Annotated in this window: 14 protein-coding genes; 10 read left to right on the forward strand and 4 right to left on the reverse strand. The window is 57.2% G+C overall.

All coding sequences use genetic code 11. The annotated features are described in order from the left end of the window. Position 1 precedes the first annotated feature (1 nt). Both PU624_RS05410 and ugpQ read left to right on the forward strand, forming a co-directional pair. Positions 2 to 1,075, forward strand: coding sequence for a sn-glycerol-3-phosphate import ATP-binding protein UgpC (locus PU624_RS05410; protein ID WP_283546867.1), 1,074 nt, complete (start codon positions 2 to 4; stop codon positions 1,073 to 1,075). Next, positions 1,072 to 1,815 carry a glycerophosphodiester phosphodiesterase gene (gene ugpQ / locus PU624_RS05415; RefSeq protein WP_283546868.1) on the forward strand — a complete coding sequence of 248 codons (744 nt, stop codon included), beginning with the start codon at positions 1,072 to 1,074 and terminating at the stop codon, positions 1,813 to 1,815. Before PU624_RS05410 ends, ugpQ begins: the two co-directional genes overlap by 4 nt. On the opposite strand, the gene PU624_RS05420 is transcribed toward ugpQ, so the two are convergent. After that, positions 1,812 to 2,105: a DUF2756 domain-containing protein gene (locus tag PU624_RS05420; protein WP_283546869.1), complete on the reverse strand. Its 294-nt coding sequence runs from the start codon at positions 2,103 to 2,105 to the stop codon at positions 1,812 to 1,814. The genes ugpQ and PU624_RS05420 overlap by 4 nt on opposite strands. A gap of 206 nt (positions 2,106 to 2,311) precedes the next feature. On the opposite strand from PU624_RS05420, the gene ggt reads away from it, so the two are divergent. From ggt to gntU, 5 genes are all read left to right on the forward strand, one after another. Beyond that, entirely contained in the window at positions 2,312 to 4,063 is a 1,752-nt protein-coding gene (ggt, locus tag PU624_RS05425; RefSeq protein WP_283546870.1) for a gamma-glutamyltransferase, read from the forward strand. 621 nt (positions 4,064 to 4,684) lie between these two features. Then, positions 4,685 to 5,380, forward strand: a complete 696-nt coding sequence (locus PU624_RS05430; RefSeq protein ID WP_013359331.1) for a pirin family protein — start codon at positions 4,685 to 4,687, stop codon at positions 5,378 to 5,380. Positions 5,381 to 5,482: 102 nt separating this feature from the next. Next, positions 5,483 to 6,478: a gluconate operon transcriptional repressor GntR gene (gene gntR, locus PU624_RS05435; protein ID WP_283546871.1), complete on the forward strand. Its 996-nt coding sequence runs from the start codon at positions 5,483 to 5,485 to the stop codon at positions 6,476 to 6,478. A 140-nt stretch (positions 6,479 to 6,618) separates the two neighbouring features. Beyond that, positions 6,619 to 7,155 carry a gluconokinase gene (gene gntK / locus PU624_RS05440; RefSeq protein ID WP_283546872.1) on the forward strand — a complete coding sequence of 179 codons (537 nt, stop codon included), beginning with the start codon at positions 6,619 to 6,621 and terminating at the stop codon, positions 7,153 to 7,155. Between the two features lie 2 nt (positions 7,156 to 7,157). Next, positions 7,158 to 8,498: a gluconate transporter gene (gntU, locus tag PU624_RS05445; protein ID WP_283546873.1), complete on the forward strand. Its 1,341-nt coding sequence runs from the start codon at positions 7,158 to 7,160 to the stop codon at positions 8,496 to 8,498. Between the two features lie 24 nt (positions 8,499 to 8,522). Here the strand turns inward: gntU and PU624_RS05450 are convergent, their stop codons facing one another. The 3 genes from PU624_RS05450 to PU624_RS05460 form a co-directional block, all read right to left on the reverse strand. Continuing rightward, on the reverse strand, positions 8,523 to 8,840 hold the full coding sequence (locus PU624_RS05450; protein WP_283546874.1) for a DUF805 domain-containing protein: 318 nt from the start codon (positions 8,838 to 8,840) through the stop codon (positions 8,523 to 8,525). Continuing rightward, positions 8,837 to 9,262, reverse strand: coding sequence for a hypothetical protein (locus PU624_RS05455; protein ID WP_283546875.1), 426 nt, complete (start codon positions 9,260 to 9,262; stop codon positions 8,837 to 8,839). Before PU624_RS05455 ends, PU624_RS05450 begins: the two co-directional genes overlap by 4 nt. A 177-nt stretch (positions 9,263 to 9,439) precedes the next feature. Next, entirely contained in the window at positions 9,440 to 10,033 is a 594-nt protein-coding gene (locus PU624_RS05460; protein WP_003853054.1) for a YhgN family NAAT transporter, read from the reverse strand. A 217-nt stretch (positions 10,034 to 10,250) separates the two neighbouring features. On the opposite strand from PU624_RS05460, the gene asd reads away from it, so the two are divergent. From asd to glgX, 3 genes are all read left to right on the forward strand, one after another. Further along, positions 10,251 to 11,360 (forward strand): aspartate-semialdehyde dehydrogenase, encoded by a 1,110-nt coding sequence (asd, locus tag PU624_RS05465; protein ID WP_283546876.1) that lies wholly within the window; start codon positions 10,251 to 10,253, stop codon positions 11,358 to 11,360. 688 nt (positions 11,361 to 12,048) lie between these two features. Then, positions 12,049 to 14,232 (forward strand): 1,4-alpha-glucan branching enzyme, encoded by a 2,184-nt coding sequence (gene glgB / locus PU624_RS05470; protein ID WP_283546877.1) that lies wholly within the window; start codon positions 12,049 to 12,051, stop codon positions 14,230 to 14,232. Further along, positions 14,229 to 16,211, forward strand: coding sequence for a glycogen debranching protein GlgX (gene glgX, locus PU624_RS05475; RefSeq protein ID WP_283546878.1), 1,983 nt, complete (start codon positions 14,229 to 14,231; stop codon positions 16,209 to 16,211). The genes glgB and glgX overlap by 4 nt, the downstream gene beginning before the upstream one ends. Positions 16,212 to 16,220: the final 9 nt, after the last annotated feature.

The raw sequence follows: 16,220 nt of genomic DNA on the forward strand, positions 1-16,220 counted from the left end.
GATGGCAGGCGTAACCCTTCAGGCAGTAACCAAGTCCTACGATGGCAAAAATCAGATCATTCAGCCGCTGAACGTCACCATCAATGACGGCGAGTTTATGGTGATGGTCGGGCCATCCGGCTGCGGGAAATCGACCCTGCTGCGTATGGTAGCCGGGCTGGAGCGCGTCACCTCCGGCGATATCTATATCGACGACCGGCGCGTCACCCAGGAAGAGCCGAAAGATCGCGGCATTGCGATGGTATTCCAGAACTACGCGCTCTATCCGCACATGTCGGTGGAGGAGAACATGGCTTATGGCCTGAAAATCCGTGGGATGGGCAAAGAGCAGATTCGCCAGCGGGTGCTCGACGCGGCGCGCAGTCTGGAGCTGGATCACCTGCTGATGCGCCGGCCTCGCGAACTGTCGGGCGGACAGCGCCAGCGTGTCGCGATGGGCCGCGCCATCGTGCGTGAACCGGCGGTATTTCTGTTCGATGAGCCGCTGTCGAATCTCGATGCCCGCCTGCGGGTGCAGATGCGGCTGGAGCTGCAGCAGCTGCATCGCCGCTTACAGACCACCAGCCTCTATGTGACCCACGATCAGGTCGAGGCGATGACGCTGGCGGAGCGGGTGATGGTGATGAACAAAGGCGTGGTGGAGCAGATCGGCACGCCGGTCGAGGTGTATGAGCGTCCCGCCAGCCAGTTTGTTGCCTCGTTTATCGGCGCGCCCGCCATGAACCTGCTGAAAGGGCAGTTCAGCAGTGACGGCTCACGCTTTGACCTCGACGCCTCGCACGCACTGCCGCTCAGCGACAGTAAACCGAAATGGGCTAACCGGCCGGTTGTGCTGGGTATCCGGCCAGAGCATATCCAGCTCAGTAGCCGCGAGCAGGGCGGCATCCCACTACGGGTCGATACGCTGGAGATGCTGGGCGCCGATAATCTGGCTCATGGCCGCATCGGTGACACGCCACTGGTGGTACGCTTAGCCCACAGCGAACGGCCGCAGCCCGGCAGTACGCTGTGGCTGCATCTGCCGTCAGATGCGTTACACTTCTTCGATTCAACTCATGGAAAGCGTCTGGAATGAGCACACAATACTGGCCCTATCCCCGCATCGTCGCCCATCGCGGCGGCGGTAAACTGGCACCGGAAAATACGCTGGCAGCGATCGATACCGGCGCGAAATATGGTCATCAGATGATTGAGTTTGATGCCAAGTTATCGGCGGATGCGCAGATCTTCCTGCTGCATGACGACACGCTGGATCGCACCAGCAATGGCTGGGGCGTAGCGGGTCAGCTGCCGTGGGAGAAGCTGTCACAGCTCGATGCGGGCAGCTGGTTTGGCAACGCGTTTACCGGCGAGAAACTGGCGCGGCTGGACGAGGTGGCGGCACGCTGTCGTCAGCATCAGATGATGGCGAATATCGAGATCAAACCGACCACCGGCAGTGACGCCGAAACCGGACGCGCCGTCGCGCAGGCTGCCGCGATTCTGTGGCAGGGACAGACCGCACCGTTGCTCTCTTCGTTCTCTTTTGACGCGCTGGAAGCGGCGATGCAGGTGGAACCACAGTTACCGCGTGGCCTGCTGTCACACAGCTGGGATCCCGCGTGGCAGGAAAAAACCACCGCGCTGGCGTGTGTGTCGATTCACCTTAATCACAAGGTGCTGACCGCTGAGCGTGTCGCCGAACTGAAAGCAGGCGGACTGAAGATTCTGGTTTATACCGTGAACAGCCCGGATCGGGCGCGGGAATTGCTGACGTGGGGCGTCGATGCCATCTGTACCGACAGCATCGACATCATCGGCCCCGATTTTCGTTAGTTTTGGTTTAGATTCTGGTTCTGATTCTGCTGGCCCGGCTGCGAGGTAATCACCCGCTGCTGGGCGCTGTTACGCTGTTCCTGCATTTTACGCTGCATGTCCTGCGTCTGACGCTGCTGATCCTGGCGCAGCCTCAGCTGTTGCTGCTGCTGGTCGGTCTGCATCTGCGACTGCATCCGCTGCTGACTCGGGTTGTAGCCCGGTTTGTTCGGATCGTTGGTGCTGTTCAGCGTGTTCGCCTGGCTGGCGAAAGGCAGCAGGGCGGCTAAAACAATCATCCACTTTTTCATCACTCCTCCTTCCTTAACGCGACAGGGTTTTGGGTGCACAACGGCGCACACCGGTATCAGGGTCGCACCCATAAGTTTACCCGATATCACAGACCTTACTTTCAGATGTATTCCTGATTTGACTTAACCCCGGTTATTTTGCTGTATTTGTAGACACTTGCAGAAATGATAAAAAAATGTAAATAACAATACGGGATGGTGGCAGGATGAAAATGCAGCAAACAGTGCGTCAGCTCAGCTGGTCGCTGGTGATGAGTTTCACCGTGGTGGCAGGCGCTAACGCCGCACCTGTTCAGGCTCCGCCGGTCTCCTACGGCGTGGACAGTGACACCTTTCACCCGGTAAAAGCGCAGCACGGCATGGTGGCGTCGGTGGATGCGATGGCGACCCAGGTCGGCGTGGAGATCCTGCGTCAGGGCGGGAATGCGGTGGATGCCGCGGTCGCCGTGGGCTTTGCGCTGGCCGTGACCCATCCGCAGGCGGGCAACCTGGGCGGCGGTGGCTTTATGCTGCTGCGCACCGCGTCTGGCCGCGCTACCGCTATCGATTTCCGTGAAATGGCGCCGGGTCACGCGTCGCGCGATATGTTCCTGGATAAGCAGGGCAACGCCGACAGTAAGCTGTCGCTGACCTCTCATCTCGCTTCCGGTACGCCGGGCACCGTCGCCGGACTGGCGCTGGCGGCGAAGAAATATGGCACCCTGCCGCTGAGCACCCTGCTGGCACCGGCCATCAGACTGGCGCGTGACGGTATTCCGGTCAACGATGCGCTGGCGGATGACCTGAAAACCTACGGCAAAGAAGTACTGATCACCCATCCCAACAGCAAAGCGATTTTCTACAAACCGGACGGCACGCCGTGGCAGAAGGGCGATCGGCTGGTGCAGAAGAACCTGGCTCACAGCCTGCAACTGATTGCCCGTCAGGGACCGGATGCGTTTTACAAAGGTGAAATCGCGGATGAGATCGCCGGAGAGATGGCGCAACACGGTGGCCTGATCAACAAAGCTGACCTTGCGGCCTATCGTGCGGTCGAGCGAACGCCTGTCAGCGGCACCTATCGTGGCTATGAAGTCTTCTCCATGCCGCCGCCGTCATCCGGTGGTATCCACATCGTGCAGATCCTGAATATTCTGGAGAACTTCGATCTGGCGAAGATGGGCTTTGGCAGCGCGGACGCCATGCAGGTGATGGCGGAAGCGGAAAAATATGCCTATGCGGACCGCTCGGAATATCTCGGCGATCCCGATTTCGTGAAGGTGCCGTGGCAGGCGCTGACCAGTAAAGCCTACGCCAGAACCCTGGCGCAGCAGATCGATATGGCAAAGGCGCGTCCTTCCAGCGAGATCAAACCGGGCAAGCTCGAACCTTACGAAAGTAATCAGACCACTCATTTCTCGGTGGTGGATAAGCAGGGCAATGCGGTCGCCGTGACCTACACGCTGAACACCTATTTCGGCAGCGGAATTGTGGCGGGCAAAAGCGGCATCCTGATGAATAACGAGATGGATGACTTCTCAGCCAAGCCGGGCACGCCAAATGTCTACGGGCTGGTCGGCGGGGAAGCGAATGCGGTGCAGCCGGCGAAACGTCCGTTGTCATCGATGTCGCCGACCATCGTCGCCAAAGGCGGCAAAACCTGGCTGGTGACCGGCAGTCCTGGCGGCAGCCGTATTATCACGACGGTGTTGCAGATGGTGGTTAACAGCATCGATTTCGGGATGAACGTAGCGGAAGCCACCAATGCGCCGCGCTTCCATCATCAGTGGCTGCCGGATCAGCTGCGGGTGGAGAAGGGCTTCAGCCCCGATACGCTGCGTCTGCTGGAAGCCAAAGGTCAGCATGTGAAGGTGCTGCCGTCGATGGGCAGTACGCAGAGCATCATGATCGGGCCTGACGGCATGCTCTATGGCGCTTCGGATCCGCGCAGCATTGATGATTTGAGTGCGGGTTACTGATATCTGAGAACCTGGGCAGGGTTGTGTGGCTGTGAGATTGAGCTGCTCATGGAACACGGTCAGATCGGAAAGACGCAAAAGCGTCATCCCTGACTGCTCGGCCCGCGCCGTCCCTGGCGCGGGACGCTTTCCTCCTCTGACCGTGTTACCTGCGCGCTAAGCTAATAAGTTGCTTTCAGATTCACTAAATTTTGGATTTGTCATCGGTCTGAAGGGCGCTGAAAGGTGCCTTTTTCAAGTCTAGGGCCACAGTTATATACAAACGGCGTGACGGTTAAGCCCCCTCATTAGATAAAAACCTTTTAAACATCAAGGTATTCACCACGTTAATCAAGCGAAAAAATGTGAAAAACTCTTTACAGATACGAATGATAATGATTATTATTGCCATGCGTTCCCGGGAGGTCATCGACAGCCTGAGAAAGCACGACATTGCTCACATTGCTTCCAGTATTATTTAGCCAGCTTATCCGCTGGCTTTTTTTTGCCTGCTCTCCATCAATCCTTTTCAGCCACCGGCTCACACTCATTCAATGAATTTGAACAGAGGAGTGAAGTTTTTCAGCTATCAATCAGACCGCCTCGGGGACACACTATAAAAAACATTGAGGAGATTTGAACATGATCTATGTACGCAAAGCTGAAGAACGCGGTCACGCAAACCATGGCTGGCTGGATAGCTGGCACACCTTCTCTTTCGCCAGCTATCACGATGCGAACTTCATGGGTTTCTCCGCGCTGCGGGTCATCAATGAAGATGTGATCGATGGCGGTCAGGGGTTTGGCACCCATCCTCATAAAGACATGGAAATTCTGACCTACGTGCTGTCCGGTACGGTTGAGCATCAGGACAGCATGGGCAACAAAGAGCAGATCCCGGCAGGGGAGTTCCAGATCATGAGCGCCGGCACCGGCGTCCGTCACTCTGAGTACAACGCCAGCGAAAGCGAACCGCTGCACCTCTATCAGATCTGGATCATTCCTGAACGTACCGGTATTGAGCCACGCTACGATCAGCGCCGCTTCCCGGATGTGCAGGGACGCCAGCTGGTATTAAGCCCGGATGCCCGTGAAGGGTCGCTGAAAGTGTATCAGGACATGACCTTGTCGCGCTGGGTACTGGCGGCTGGTGAGCAGGACAATGTCGCGATTGATGCGGGACGTCGTATCTGGATTCAGGTGGTTAAAGGTGATGTTACCGTTAACGGCAACGCGGTCACCACCAGCGACGCTCTGGCGATCTGGGACGAAAGCGCGCTGACGATTGAAGCCAGCTCGGCTGCAGAAGTCCTGCTGTTTGATCTGCCACCGGTCTAAGCAGATAACGGGCGCGACTCGTCGCGCCCGGTTGGCAATTTTGTGACAGAAAAGTGATAGACTCATCGTACTTTAGCTTTCAGGGCGATCCCAGGCGCTACGATGAAGAAGAAAAGACCGGTATTACAGGACGTTGCCGATCGCGTCGGCATTACAAAAATGACCGTCAGCCGTTACCTGCGCAATCCTGAGCAGGTCTCTGTTGCCCTGCGGGACAAGATTGCAGTGGCACTGGATGAGCTGGGTTATATCCCCAATCGCGCCCCCGATATGCTTTCTAACGCCACCAGTCGCGCCATCGGCGTGCTGCTGCCGTCACTCACCAACCAGGTTTTTGCCGACGTCCTGCGCGGCATCGAAGCCGTCACCGACGAAGCCAACTATCAGACGCTGGTCGCCCACTTTGGTTACAACCCGCAAAAAGAGGAGCTGCAACTGCGCTCGCTGCTGGGCTGGAACATTGATGGCGTGATCCTCACCGAACGTACTCATACGCCGGGCACGCTGCGCATGCTGGAAGTCGCCGGGATTCCGGTGATTGAGGTGATGGACAGCGTGACGCCCTGCCTGGATATGGCGGTCGGCTTTGATAACGTCGAAGCGGCCCGGCAGATGACGCGGGCGATCCTCAGCAAAGGCCATCGTCACACCGTCTACCTCGGCGCACGTCTTGATGAACGTACGCTGCAGAAGCAGCGCGGTTACGAAATCGCGATGCGTGAAGCGGGGCTGCCGCCGCGCAGCGTGATGATGGAAGATGCCTCTTCGTTCAGTGCCGGTGGCGATCTGCTGCGCGAGGCGCAACGTCTCTACCCTGAAACGGATAGCCTGTTCTGTACCAATGACGATCTGGCGGTCGGCGCGATGTTTGAGTGTCAGCGCCAGGGATTGCAGGTGCCCACCCAGATGGCGATTGCCGGTTTCCACGGCCATGACATCAGCCAGGTGGTGACACCACAGCTGGCGACGGTGCTGACGCCGCGCGATCGCATGGGCCGTGAAGCCGCCGCTCTGCTGCTGGCCCGTATCGCCGGTGAAAGCAGTGATAATCAGCTGCTGGACGTCGGTTTTGAGATCAGTGAAGGTGGCAGCATCTGATTGTGGTGTTTTTATGAGTCAGCTCACACTTTCATGCTTTTCCTGGTAAAAAGGTTGCCAGGCTGTTAACCGGCCAGGAGAATGAGAAACGACATTGTTATCGGTAACATTGGCAAATTCTCACCTGCCGGAGCAGAAAAATGACAACGCAATCCCCGTCACATCACGTCTTTATCCTGATGGGCGTTTCAGGCAGCGGAAAATCTGCCGTCGCCAACCAGGTTTCTCACCAGCTCAATACGGCCTTTCTTGACGGTGATTTTCTCCATCCCCGCGCCAATATCCTGAAGATGGCCGATGGTCATCCGCTGGATGACAGCGATCGTCAGCCGTGGTTACAGGCGCTGAACGATGCCGCGTTTGCCATGCAGCGCACCCAGGCGATTTCCATCATTGTCTGTTCAGCCCTGAAAAAAAGTTATCGCGACATTCTGCGTCAGGGAAATGACAACCTGCGTTTCGTCTATCTGAAAGGCGATTTCGATACCATTGAAGCCCGCCTGAAAGCGCGTAAAGGCCACTTCTTCAAGCCGCAGATGCTGGTCACCCAGTTTGCCACGCTGGAAGAGCCGGGCAGTGATGAACCGGATGTCCTGGTCGTGGATATCGCGCATTCACTGGACGATGTGGTGGCGGCTACGGTTGCGACTATCCAGGACGCTATCAGCCAGGATTAGAAATGAATACCGCAACACTCGTTTTGACCGCAGCAGGCTCTGTCCTGCTGCTGCTTTTCCTGGTGATGAAGGCCCGTATGCACGCCTTTGTCGCGCTGATGTTAGTCTCCATCGGTGCCGGTCTGTTCTCCGGCATGCCACTGAACAAGATCGCTGAAACCATGCAGAAGGGGATGGGCGGCACGCTCGGCTTCCTCGCTATTGTGGTCGCGCTGGGCGCGATGTTCGGCAAAATCCTGCATGAAACCGGCGCGGTCGATCAAATCGCCATCCGGATGCTGAAAACCTTTGGTCAGAGCCGTGCCCATTATGCGATGGGCATTGCCGGTCTGATCTGCGCGCTGCCGCTCTTCTTTGAAGTGGCTGTCGTGCTGTTGATTAGCATCGCGTTTGCGGTGGCGCGGCGAACCGGCGGCAATCTGGTGAAGCTGGTGATCCCGCTGTTTGCCGGTGTCGCGGCGGCAGCGGCGTTCCTGCTGCCCGGACCGGCCCCGATGCTGCTGGCCTCGCAGATGCACGCGGACTTCGGCTGGATGATCCTGCTGGGTCTCTGTGCGGCGATCCCCGGCATGCTGATTGCCGGTCCGTTGTTTGGTAACTTTATCGGCAACCACGTGACGTTCAGCGCGCCACCGGAAGATCATCAACCGGATGTTGATGAGAGCAAGCTGCCGTCGTTTGGCTTCAGCCTCTCACTGATCCTCTTCCCGCTGGTGCTGGTCGGCCTGAAAACCATCGGCGCACGCTTCACCACCGAAGGCACCACCCTGTATGACTGGCTGGAATTTATCGGCCATCCTTTCACCGCAATCCTGCTGGCGCTGCTGGTGGCGATTTATGGTCTGGCTTACCGTCAGGGCATGGACAAAGAGCGGGTGATGCAGGTGTGTGGCAGCGCGCTGCAACCGGCCGGGATTATCCTGCTGGTGATTGGCGCGGGCGGCGTGTTTAAGCAGGTGCTGGTGGATTCAGGCGTGGGTCCGGTACTGGGCAATGCGCTGACCGGTGCAGGCCTGCCGATTGCGCTGGCCTGCTTTATCCTGGCGGGAGCGGTGCGGGTGATTCAGGGGTCGGCGACGGTCGCCTGTCTGACCACCGTCGGGCTAATCATGCCGGTGATTGAACCGCTGCACTACAGCGGGGCTCAGCTGGCGGCGCTGTCGATCTGCATCGGCGGTGGCTCCATCATCATCAGCCATGTGAACGATGCCGGATTCTGGCTGTTTGGCCGCTTCACCGGGGCCAGCGAAGCGGAAACGCTGAAGACCTGGACGCTGATGGAGACCATTCTCGGCACTGTGGGCGCGGTGGTAGGGATGATTGCTTTCACGCTGCTTTCCTGACCAACCTGACGGGCTATCTGCCCGTCAGGTTTTTTCCCGCGAGCGGGGGAAAAGTAAAAAAGGGAACAGCAAATAAGGCGCTACCAACAAAAGGACAATGACGCCGCGTGAATAGCCAGCGTCATTTATTCTCCTCACCCCGCAGGAAAAAACAGGCAAAATAAACAGCAGCAGCGCGGTTAAGCTTATTTCATGCTCTGGCCCGGTAAACCATTGCAGATAACTACAGAACCAGACCAGTTGGAACAGCAGGAAAATAAAATAGCGCGTCCTTCCTTCACGCCCTTGATAGTTAAACGTGCGCAGCAGACAGCTTTTGATAATCTGCAGCAGGCTGTTCATGCCCATTTTCTTCTTATCAGAGCAAAAACAAGCAGCGTGAGGGCGGCAGAAAGTAAGTAAATCCATGCAAAATCAGTGACGTCAACCTGTATCAGCTGCACGTCATTCAACGCGGCTTTCCGGCCCGAGACGGATAATACGGTCAAGCCCGCTAAACAGAGTATATTTGCCAGAAAGAATAACACCTGAAAGGCTGATTCTTTAGCTACAGACAGGAAGGCAATTTTTCTGAAACCCCACCAGGCTACCAGGTAAACCAGCAGCCAGAGCAACGCGCAGAGTAGCGGGGCAACCAGATAACTACGTATATCTGTGATCACCCCTGAATGGCCGCTATTGGCATACTGCAGGACTTCCTGAAGGGAGAAGTAACCTGTTATCAGATAGAGTGCGCCGAAAAAAAAGGGTAATAACAACCTCATTGTATTTCCCTCCGGGTTTTCAGACGCTGCATCTGTTTTTCAATAATGGCCGCAATAGACACCTCCTTTTTACAGCATTATATAAATACTATTGTTGATCTTAATTCCATAAATTATTGATAGTAAATATAAATAATTCAGCTGCCTGCCTGGCAGGATAAAATGACAAAGGTGCGCTTATAACTTCAGATAAGCCCGAATCCCGTCCAGGAACATCTGGGTCGCCAGCATGATCAGTATCAATCCCATCAGCCGCTCCAGCGCATTCACACCCTTATCACCCAGCAGACGCAGGAACAGTCCTGACATCAGCAGAATGCCCACCGTCACGCCCCAGGCGATTAACAGTGCGCCGACCAGATGCGACATCTGATGCGGATACTGATGTGACAGCAGCATCAGCGTTGCCAGCAGCGATGGCCCGGCGACCAGCGGAATCGCCAGCGGCACCAGGAAAGGCTCTTCGCCCGCCGGTAAGCCAGAACTGCTGCTTTCGGCCGACGGAAAAATCATCTTGATGGCGATCAGAAACAGGATAATCCCGCCGGAGATCGACACGGTTTCGGTGCGCAGATTTAAAAACGCCAGGATGCGTTCGCCAGTAAACAGGAACAGCAGCATGATGATCAGCGCGATCAACATTTCGCGGATTAGCACAACCCGCCGCCGTTTCGGCTCCAGATGCTTTAAAACCGACATAAAAATCGGCAGATTGCCCAGCGGATCCATAATTAACAACAATAATATTGTCGCCGAAATCATTTCAGTCATCGGTTTTACGCCATGTTGTTCGCGAAAAAGCGGAGTTATTAGTTACGCTGCTGAAAAAGTTAGCGTAATCGAATTAATTCACTTGCTACCCGGCCTGCATTTTGTAGAGTGAGGGGACACAGGTAAATCTTATTATTACGCAGAGCGGCGTGAAAATAGCACGCCGCTCTCTCCTCTGAAATGAAAAGCAGGTGTAACTGCCTTAGACGGACACGACATGAAGAATGTAGGTTTTGTTGGTTGGCGCGGCATGGTCGGCTCAGTGCTGATGTCCCGCATGAGTGAAGAGCGTGATTTTGATGCAATCAATCCGGTCTTCTTCTCGACGTCGCAGCATGGTCAGGCGGCACCCGCGTTTGCGGGCAAACAGCAGGGCACACTGCAGGATGCGTTTGATATTGAGGCGCTGCGCGCGCTGGATATCATCATTACCTGCCAGGGCGGCGACTACACCAGTGACGTCTATCCAAAACTGCGCGCCAGCGGCTGGCAGGGATACTGGATTGATGCGGCCTCCACGCTGCGCATGAAAGATGATGCCATCATCATCCTCGATCCGGTCAACCATGCTGTGATTCGCGAAGGCATCGACCGTGGCATCAAAACCTTTGTCGGTGGTAACTGTACCGTCAGCCTGATGCTGATGTCACTGGGCGGCCTGTTTGCGCAGGATCTGGTGGAGTGGGCCTCGGTTGCCACCTATCAGGCAGCCTCTGGCGGCGGCGCGCGCCACATGCGCGAACTGCTGACCCAGATGGGCATGCTGCACGATCACGTTGCCCCTGCGCTGCAGAACCCGGCTTCTGCCATCCTCGACATCGAGCGTAGCGTGACCGATTTTACCCGTTCCGGCACCTTACCGACCGACAACTTCGGCGTACCGCTGGCGGGCAGCCTGATTCCGTGGATTGATAAGCAGCTGGATAACGGCCAGAGCCGCGAAGAGTGGAAGGGCCAGGCGGAGACCAACAAGATCCTCGCCACCTCTAAGGTCATCCCGGTAGATGGGCTATGCGTGCGCGTCGGTGCGCTGCGCTGCCACAGCCAGGCCTTTACGCTGAAGCTGAAACGCGATCTGCCGCTGGCTGAAATCGAGCAGCTGCTGGCCTCTCACAATGAGTGGGTCAAAGTGGTGCCGAATGACCGCGAGCTGACGATGCGTGAACTGACCCCTGCCGCCGTTACCGGCACGCTGACCACGCCGGTTGGCCGCCTGCGTAAACTGAATATGGGGCCGGAATATCTTTCCGCCTTCACGGTAGGCGACCAGCTGTTATGGGGCGCAGCCGAACCGCTGCGTCGTATGCTGCGGTTGTTAACCAACTAACAGCAAACATCGCCACCGGGCGGATTGATGAGCAATGCCGATCAGATAAGACAAGGGATCGGCTAACCGCCTGGCCGATATGTGAAAGCCCGTAATCATTACTGATGGTTGCGGGCTTTTTTGTTGTGCGTCCTGGCGTGAACTTCAGATGGCCCATTCCTGCCCATGCCAGAAACATTCCGTTAACCATCGCTTTACAACGCGTTATCAGGTAGCTTTTCTTAACCGCTGTCTGCACGCATCGCTCCGGAAGTCTGACAGGGTCCTTCGCTGGCGTGACAGTTCCGATCCGCTGAAAAACAGAGCGACATCAGCCGGGGCATGCCGGGCAGCTTAAATGAAAATAATCATCTATTTACCCGGCTTTTCCATCGCTGCCGTACACGAAACAATCTGCCGTTTCGCTTACTAAGTGATCGGCTTCCCTTTTTTGCCGATCAATGAAGAATATTTTGCTTAAGTCCATGGCAACTCCCGTGACCAAGCTATGATTTAACCATGATGTGCCACAGGTAACTCTTGTGCTTTCCGGATTAAATGGTTGTGGTACACGGCAAAAACACTTTTCCCACGGAATGGCCTGACTTCTTTGTCGTTGTACGTATGGCTCAATGAAGAGCAGCGCAGGTGAATCGCGACAGGCTATGTTGCGTTCATTTCGGCTGCCAATTATCACAGGAAGAAAGTCATGTCAGAGCTTCCCGATCGCGATGCGATCAATGCCCTTTTTGCGGGCAATTATGCTGACCCTTTTTCGTTACTAGGGATGCACCGAACTCAGCAAGGCCTTGAAGTCAGGGCATTGCTCCCCGAAGCGCTTGAAGTGTGGGTCATTGAAACCTCCACCGGGCGCAAACTGGCTCAGCTGGTGTGCGAAGATGCACGCGGCTTCTTCAGTGGCGTGATTCCACGTCGAAAAAACCCGTTCCGCTATCAGCTGGCGGTGAACTGGCATGGCCAGCAAAACCTTGTAGATGATGCTTATCGCTTCGGCCCGCTGCTGCAGGAGATGGATCTGTGGCTGCTGGCTGAAGGCACACACCTGCGCCCTTACGAGACGCTGGGCGCGCACGGCGACGTCATTGATGGCGTCTTCGGCACCCGCTTCTGCGTCTGGGCACCTAACGCCCGTCGCGTTTCAGTGGTGGGCGATTTCAACTTCTGGGATGGCCGTCGTCATCCGATGCGTCTGCGTCAGGAGCTGGGGATCTGGGAGCTGTTTGTGCCAGGCGCGGTCAACGGCCAGCTCTACAAATATGAAATTATCGACGCCAATGGCGAACTGCGCATCAAAGCGGACCCTTACGCCTTTGAGGCGCAGATGCGTCCTCAAACCGCGTCAATGATCTGTGGTCTGCCTGAGCCGGTTGAGATGAAAGAGGAGCGCAAGGCCGCCAATGCCTTCGATGCGCCCATCTCCATCTATGAAGTCCACCTGGGCTCCTGGCGTCGTCACACCGACAACAACTTCTGGCTGAGCTACAAAGAGCTGGCTGAGCAGCTGGTGCCCTACGCCAAAGAGATGGGCTTTACCCATATCGAACTCCTGCCGATTAACGAACATCCGTTTGATGGCAGCTGGGGCTATCAGCCGCTGGGCATGTATGCGCCGACCCGCCGTTTTGGTACGCGTGACGAGTTCCGCGCCTTCATTGACGCCGCCCATGAAGCGGGCCTCAACGTCCTGCTCGACTGGGTGCCGGGCCACTTCCCGAGCGATGATTTCGGTCTGGCGAAGTATGACGGTACTGAACTCTATGAGCACAGCGACCCGCGTGAAGGCTTCCATCAGGACTGGAACACCCTGATCTACAACTTTGGCCGCCGCGAAGTGAGCAACTACCTGTCGGGCAACGCGCTCTACTGGACGGAGCGCTTTGGCATCGATGGCCTGCGCGTGGATGCGGTGGCGTCGATGATCTACCGCGACTACAGCCGCAGCGAAGGGGAGTGGGTGCCGAATCAGTATGGTGGCCGTGAGAACCTCGAAGCGATTGAGTTCCTGCGTCACACTAACCGCACGCTCGGCACCGTGGCGTCCGGTTCGGTGACGATGGCCGAAGAGTCCACCGACTATCCGGGCGTGACGCGTCCGACCGAAGGCGGCGGGCTGGGCTTCTGGTTCAAATGGAACCTGGGCTGGATGCACGACACCCTCGACTACATGAAGGTCGATCCTATCTACCGCAAGCATCATCACGACCTGATGAGCTTCGGCATGATGTACAACTACACCGAAAACTTTGTGCTGCCGCTGTCGCATGACGAAGTGGTACACGGTAAGCGCTCGATTCTCGATCGTATGCCGGGTGACGCCTGGCAGAAGTTCGCCAACCTGCGTGCCTACTACGGCTGGATGTGGGGCTTCCCCGGCAAGAAACTGCTGTTCATGGGCAACGAATTTGCCCAGGGCCGCGAGTGGAACCATGACGTCAGCCTCGACTGGCATCTGCTGGAAGGCGGCGACAACTGGCACCACGGCGTGCAGCGTCTGGTGCGCGATCTCAACCACACCTATCAGCACTTCACGCCGCTGCATCAGCTCGACTTCGATCCGGCTGGTTTTGAGTGGCTGGTGGTCAACGATGCAGAACACTCCGTGTTCGCCTTTGTGCGTCGTGACCGTGAAGGCAACGAAGTGATCGTGGTCAGTAACTTTACCCCGGTGCCGCGTCCGGGCTATCGCTTTGGCGTTAACCAGCCGGGCTACTGGCGTGAAGTGCTGAATACTGACCAGCATGAGTATCACGGCAGCGACGTGCGCAACCATCGGGTGCATACCGATGAGCAGGAGAGCCACGGACGACCTCAGTCGCTGAGTCTCAATCTGCCGCCGCTGGCAACAGTATGGCTGGTGCGGGAGGCTGAATGACAATCACTGCCGGCGATCCCGAACCGCTTGGTGCCAGTTACGATGGCAAAGGCGTTAACTTCACCCTGTTTTCTCAGCATGCAGAGCGCGTAGAGCTTTGCCTGTTTGATGAACAGGGTGCAGAACAGCGTCTTGACCTGCCTGGCCGCAGTGGGGATATCTGGCATGGTTATGTTCCGGCGTTAAAACCGGGACAGCGCTACGGCTACCGGGTGCATGGCCCCTGGTCGCCGCAGCAGGGACATCGTTTCAATCCGGCGAAGCTGCTGGTTGACCCGTGCGCCCGCGCGGTTGAAGGCGATGTGCCTGATGATCCGCTGTTTCACGGCGGTGACGCGCAGCCCGACCCGCATGACAACGCGGCGATTGCGCCGAAGTCATGTGTGGTCGCGGAGGATTTTGACTGGCAGGGCGATGTCGCACCGCGCATTCCGTGGGGCAGCACGGTGATTTATGAAGCCCACGTGCGCGGCCTGACGCAGCAGCATCCGGAAATTCCGGAAACGCTGCGCGGGACTTACGCGGCGCTGGGTCATCCTGTTATGGTGAATTACCTGCGCAATCTGGGGATTACCACCCTTGAGCTGCTGCCGGTGGCCCATTTCGCCAGTGAACCGCGACTCTTACAGCTCGGCCTGAGTAACTACTGGGGCTACAACCCCTTTGCGCTCTGGGCGGTGGATCCCCGTTACGCCGCCGGGCAGCCGGGTCTGACACCGCTGCAGGAGTTTCAGCAGGCGGTCAAAAACCTGCACGCTGCGGGTATCGAAGTGGTGCTGGATGTGGTGTTCAACCACACCGCCGAACTGGATGAGATTGGCCCGACGATCTCCATGCGCGGTATCGACAACGCCAGCTACTACTGGCTCGATGAGCAGGGCGATTATCAGAACTGGACCGGCTGCGGTAACACGCTGAATATCCACCATCCGCAGGTGATGACGTGGGCCTTAGAGGCGCTGCGTTACTGGGTGCGGGTCTGCCACGTCGACGGCTTCCGCTTTGACCTTGCGCCGGTGCTGGGCCGCACGCCCGACTACCAGCGTGATGCCCCCTTTTTCGAGGCGATACGCGCCTGTCCGCTGCTCTCTCAGGTGAAGCTGATTGCTGAACCCTGGGATATCGGCCCTGACGGCTATCAGGTTGGCCGTTTTCCGCCACCGTTTGCCGAATGGAACGATAAGTTTCGCGACACCGCGCGTCGGTACTGGCTGCACGGCGACGTAAGCAACGGCGACTTCGTCCGCCGCTTTGCCGCCTCCAGCGATCTCTACCAGCATGATGACCGGCCGCCCCACGCCACGGTTAACCTGATCACCGCCCATGACGGCTTTACGCTGTGGGATGTGGTGAGCTTCGAACATAAACACAACGAGGCGAACGGCGAAGATAACCGGGATGGCCACGGCGATAACTACAGCCACAACCACGGCAAAGAGGGGCTGAACGTCAGCTTTGACGTGATTGAACGGCGCCGTCGTAGCGTGCGGGCACTGCTGACCACGCTGCTGCTGTCACAGGGCACGCCGATGCTGCTGGCTGGCGACGAGCGCGGCCACACGCAACGCGGTAATAACAACGCCTATTGTCAGGACAACGCCCTGAGCTGGCTTGACTGGCAGGCGGATGAGAAGGGATTAGTCGGATTCACCGCCGCACTGATTGCTCTGCGCCAGCGCATTCCGGCGCTGACCGCAGATCGCTGGTGGCAGGACGGTGACGGCAATGTGCAGTGGCTCAATGCCGGTGGCCAGCCACTGCAACACGATGAATGGGCACAGGGGATGCACAGATTGCAGATCCTGCTGTCCGGCCGCTGGTTAATAACAATAAACGCCACGGATACGGTGAATGACATCGTGTTACCAGACGGAGAATGGCGTGCCCTTCCTCCTTTCGCCGGGGACGACAACCCCATCCTGCTAACTGTCTGGCATGGTCCCGCACACGGTGTGTGCGTGTTCCAAAAGCAATCATAAGGAGTCAGA

This window comes from Pantoea sp. Lij88, assembly GCF_030062155.1.
Classification (GTDB): Bacteria; Pseudomonadota; Gammaproteobacteria; order Enterobacterales; family Enterobacteriaceae; genus Pantoea.

Coding starts and splice junctions, on each gene's coding strand:
- PU624_RS05410 (WP_283546867.1), top strand. CDS start 2: ATGGCAGGCGTAACCCTTCAGGCAGTAACCAAGTCCTACGATGGCAAA.
- ugpQ (WP_283546868.1), top strand. CDS start 1,072: ATGAGCACACAATACTGGCCCTATCCCCGCATCGTCGCCCATCGCGGC.
- PU624_RS05420 (WP_283546869.1), bottom strand. CDS start 2,105: ATGAAAAAGTGGATGATTGTTTTAGCCGCCCTGCTGCCTTTCGCCAGC.
- ggt (WP_283546870.1), top strand. CDS start 2,312: ATGAAAATGCAGCAAACAGTGCGTCAGCTCAGCTGGTCGCTGGTGATG.
- PU624_RS05430 (WP_013359331.1), top strand. CDS start 4,685: ATGATCTATGTACGCAAAGCTGAAGAACGCGGTCACGCAAACCATGGC.
- gntR (WP_283546871.1), top strand. CDS start 5,483: ATGAAGAAGAAAAGACCGGTATTACAGGACGTTGCCGATCGCGTCGGC.
- gntK (WP_283546872.1), top strand. CDS start 6,619: ATGACAACGCAATCCCCGTCACATCACGTCTTTATCCTGATGGGCGTT.
- gntU (WP_283546873.1), top strand. CDS start 7,158: ATGAATACCGCAACACTCGTTTTGACCGCAGCAGGCTCTGTCCTGCTG.
- PU624_RS05450 (WP_283546874.1), bottom strand. CDS start 8,840: ATGAACAGCCTGCTGCAGATTATCAAAAGCTGTCTGCTGCGCACGTTT.
- PU624_RS05455 (WP_283546875.1), bottom strand. CDS start 9,262: ATGAGGTTGTTATTACCCTTTTTTTTCGGCGCACTCTATCTGATAACA.
- PU624_RS05460 (WP_003853054.1), bottom strand. CDS start 10,033: ATGACTGAAATGATTTCGGCGACAATATTATTGTTGTTAATTATGGAT.
- asd (WP_283546876.1), top strand. CDS start 10,251: ATGAAGAATGTAGGTTTTGTTGGTTGGCGCGGCATGGTCGGCTCAGTG.
- glgB (WP_283546877.1), top strand. CDS start 12,049: ATGTCAGAGCTTCCCGATCGCGATGCGATCAATGCCCTTTTTGCGGGC.
- glgX (WP_283546878.1), top strand. CDS start 14,229: ATGACAATCACTGCCGGCGATCCCGAACCGCTTGGTGCCAGTTACGAT.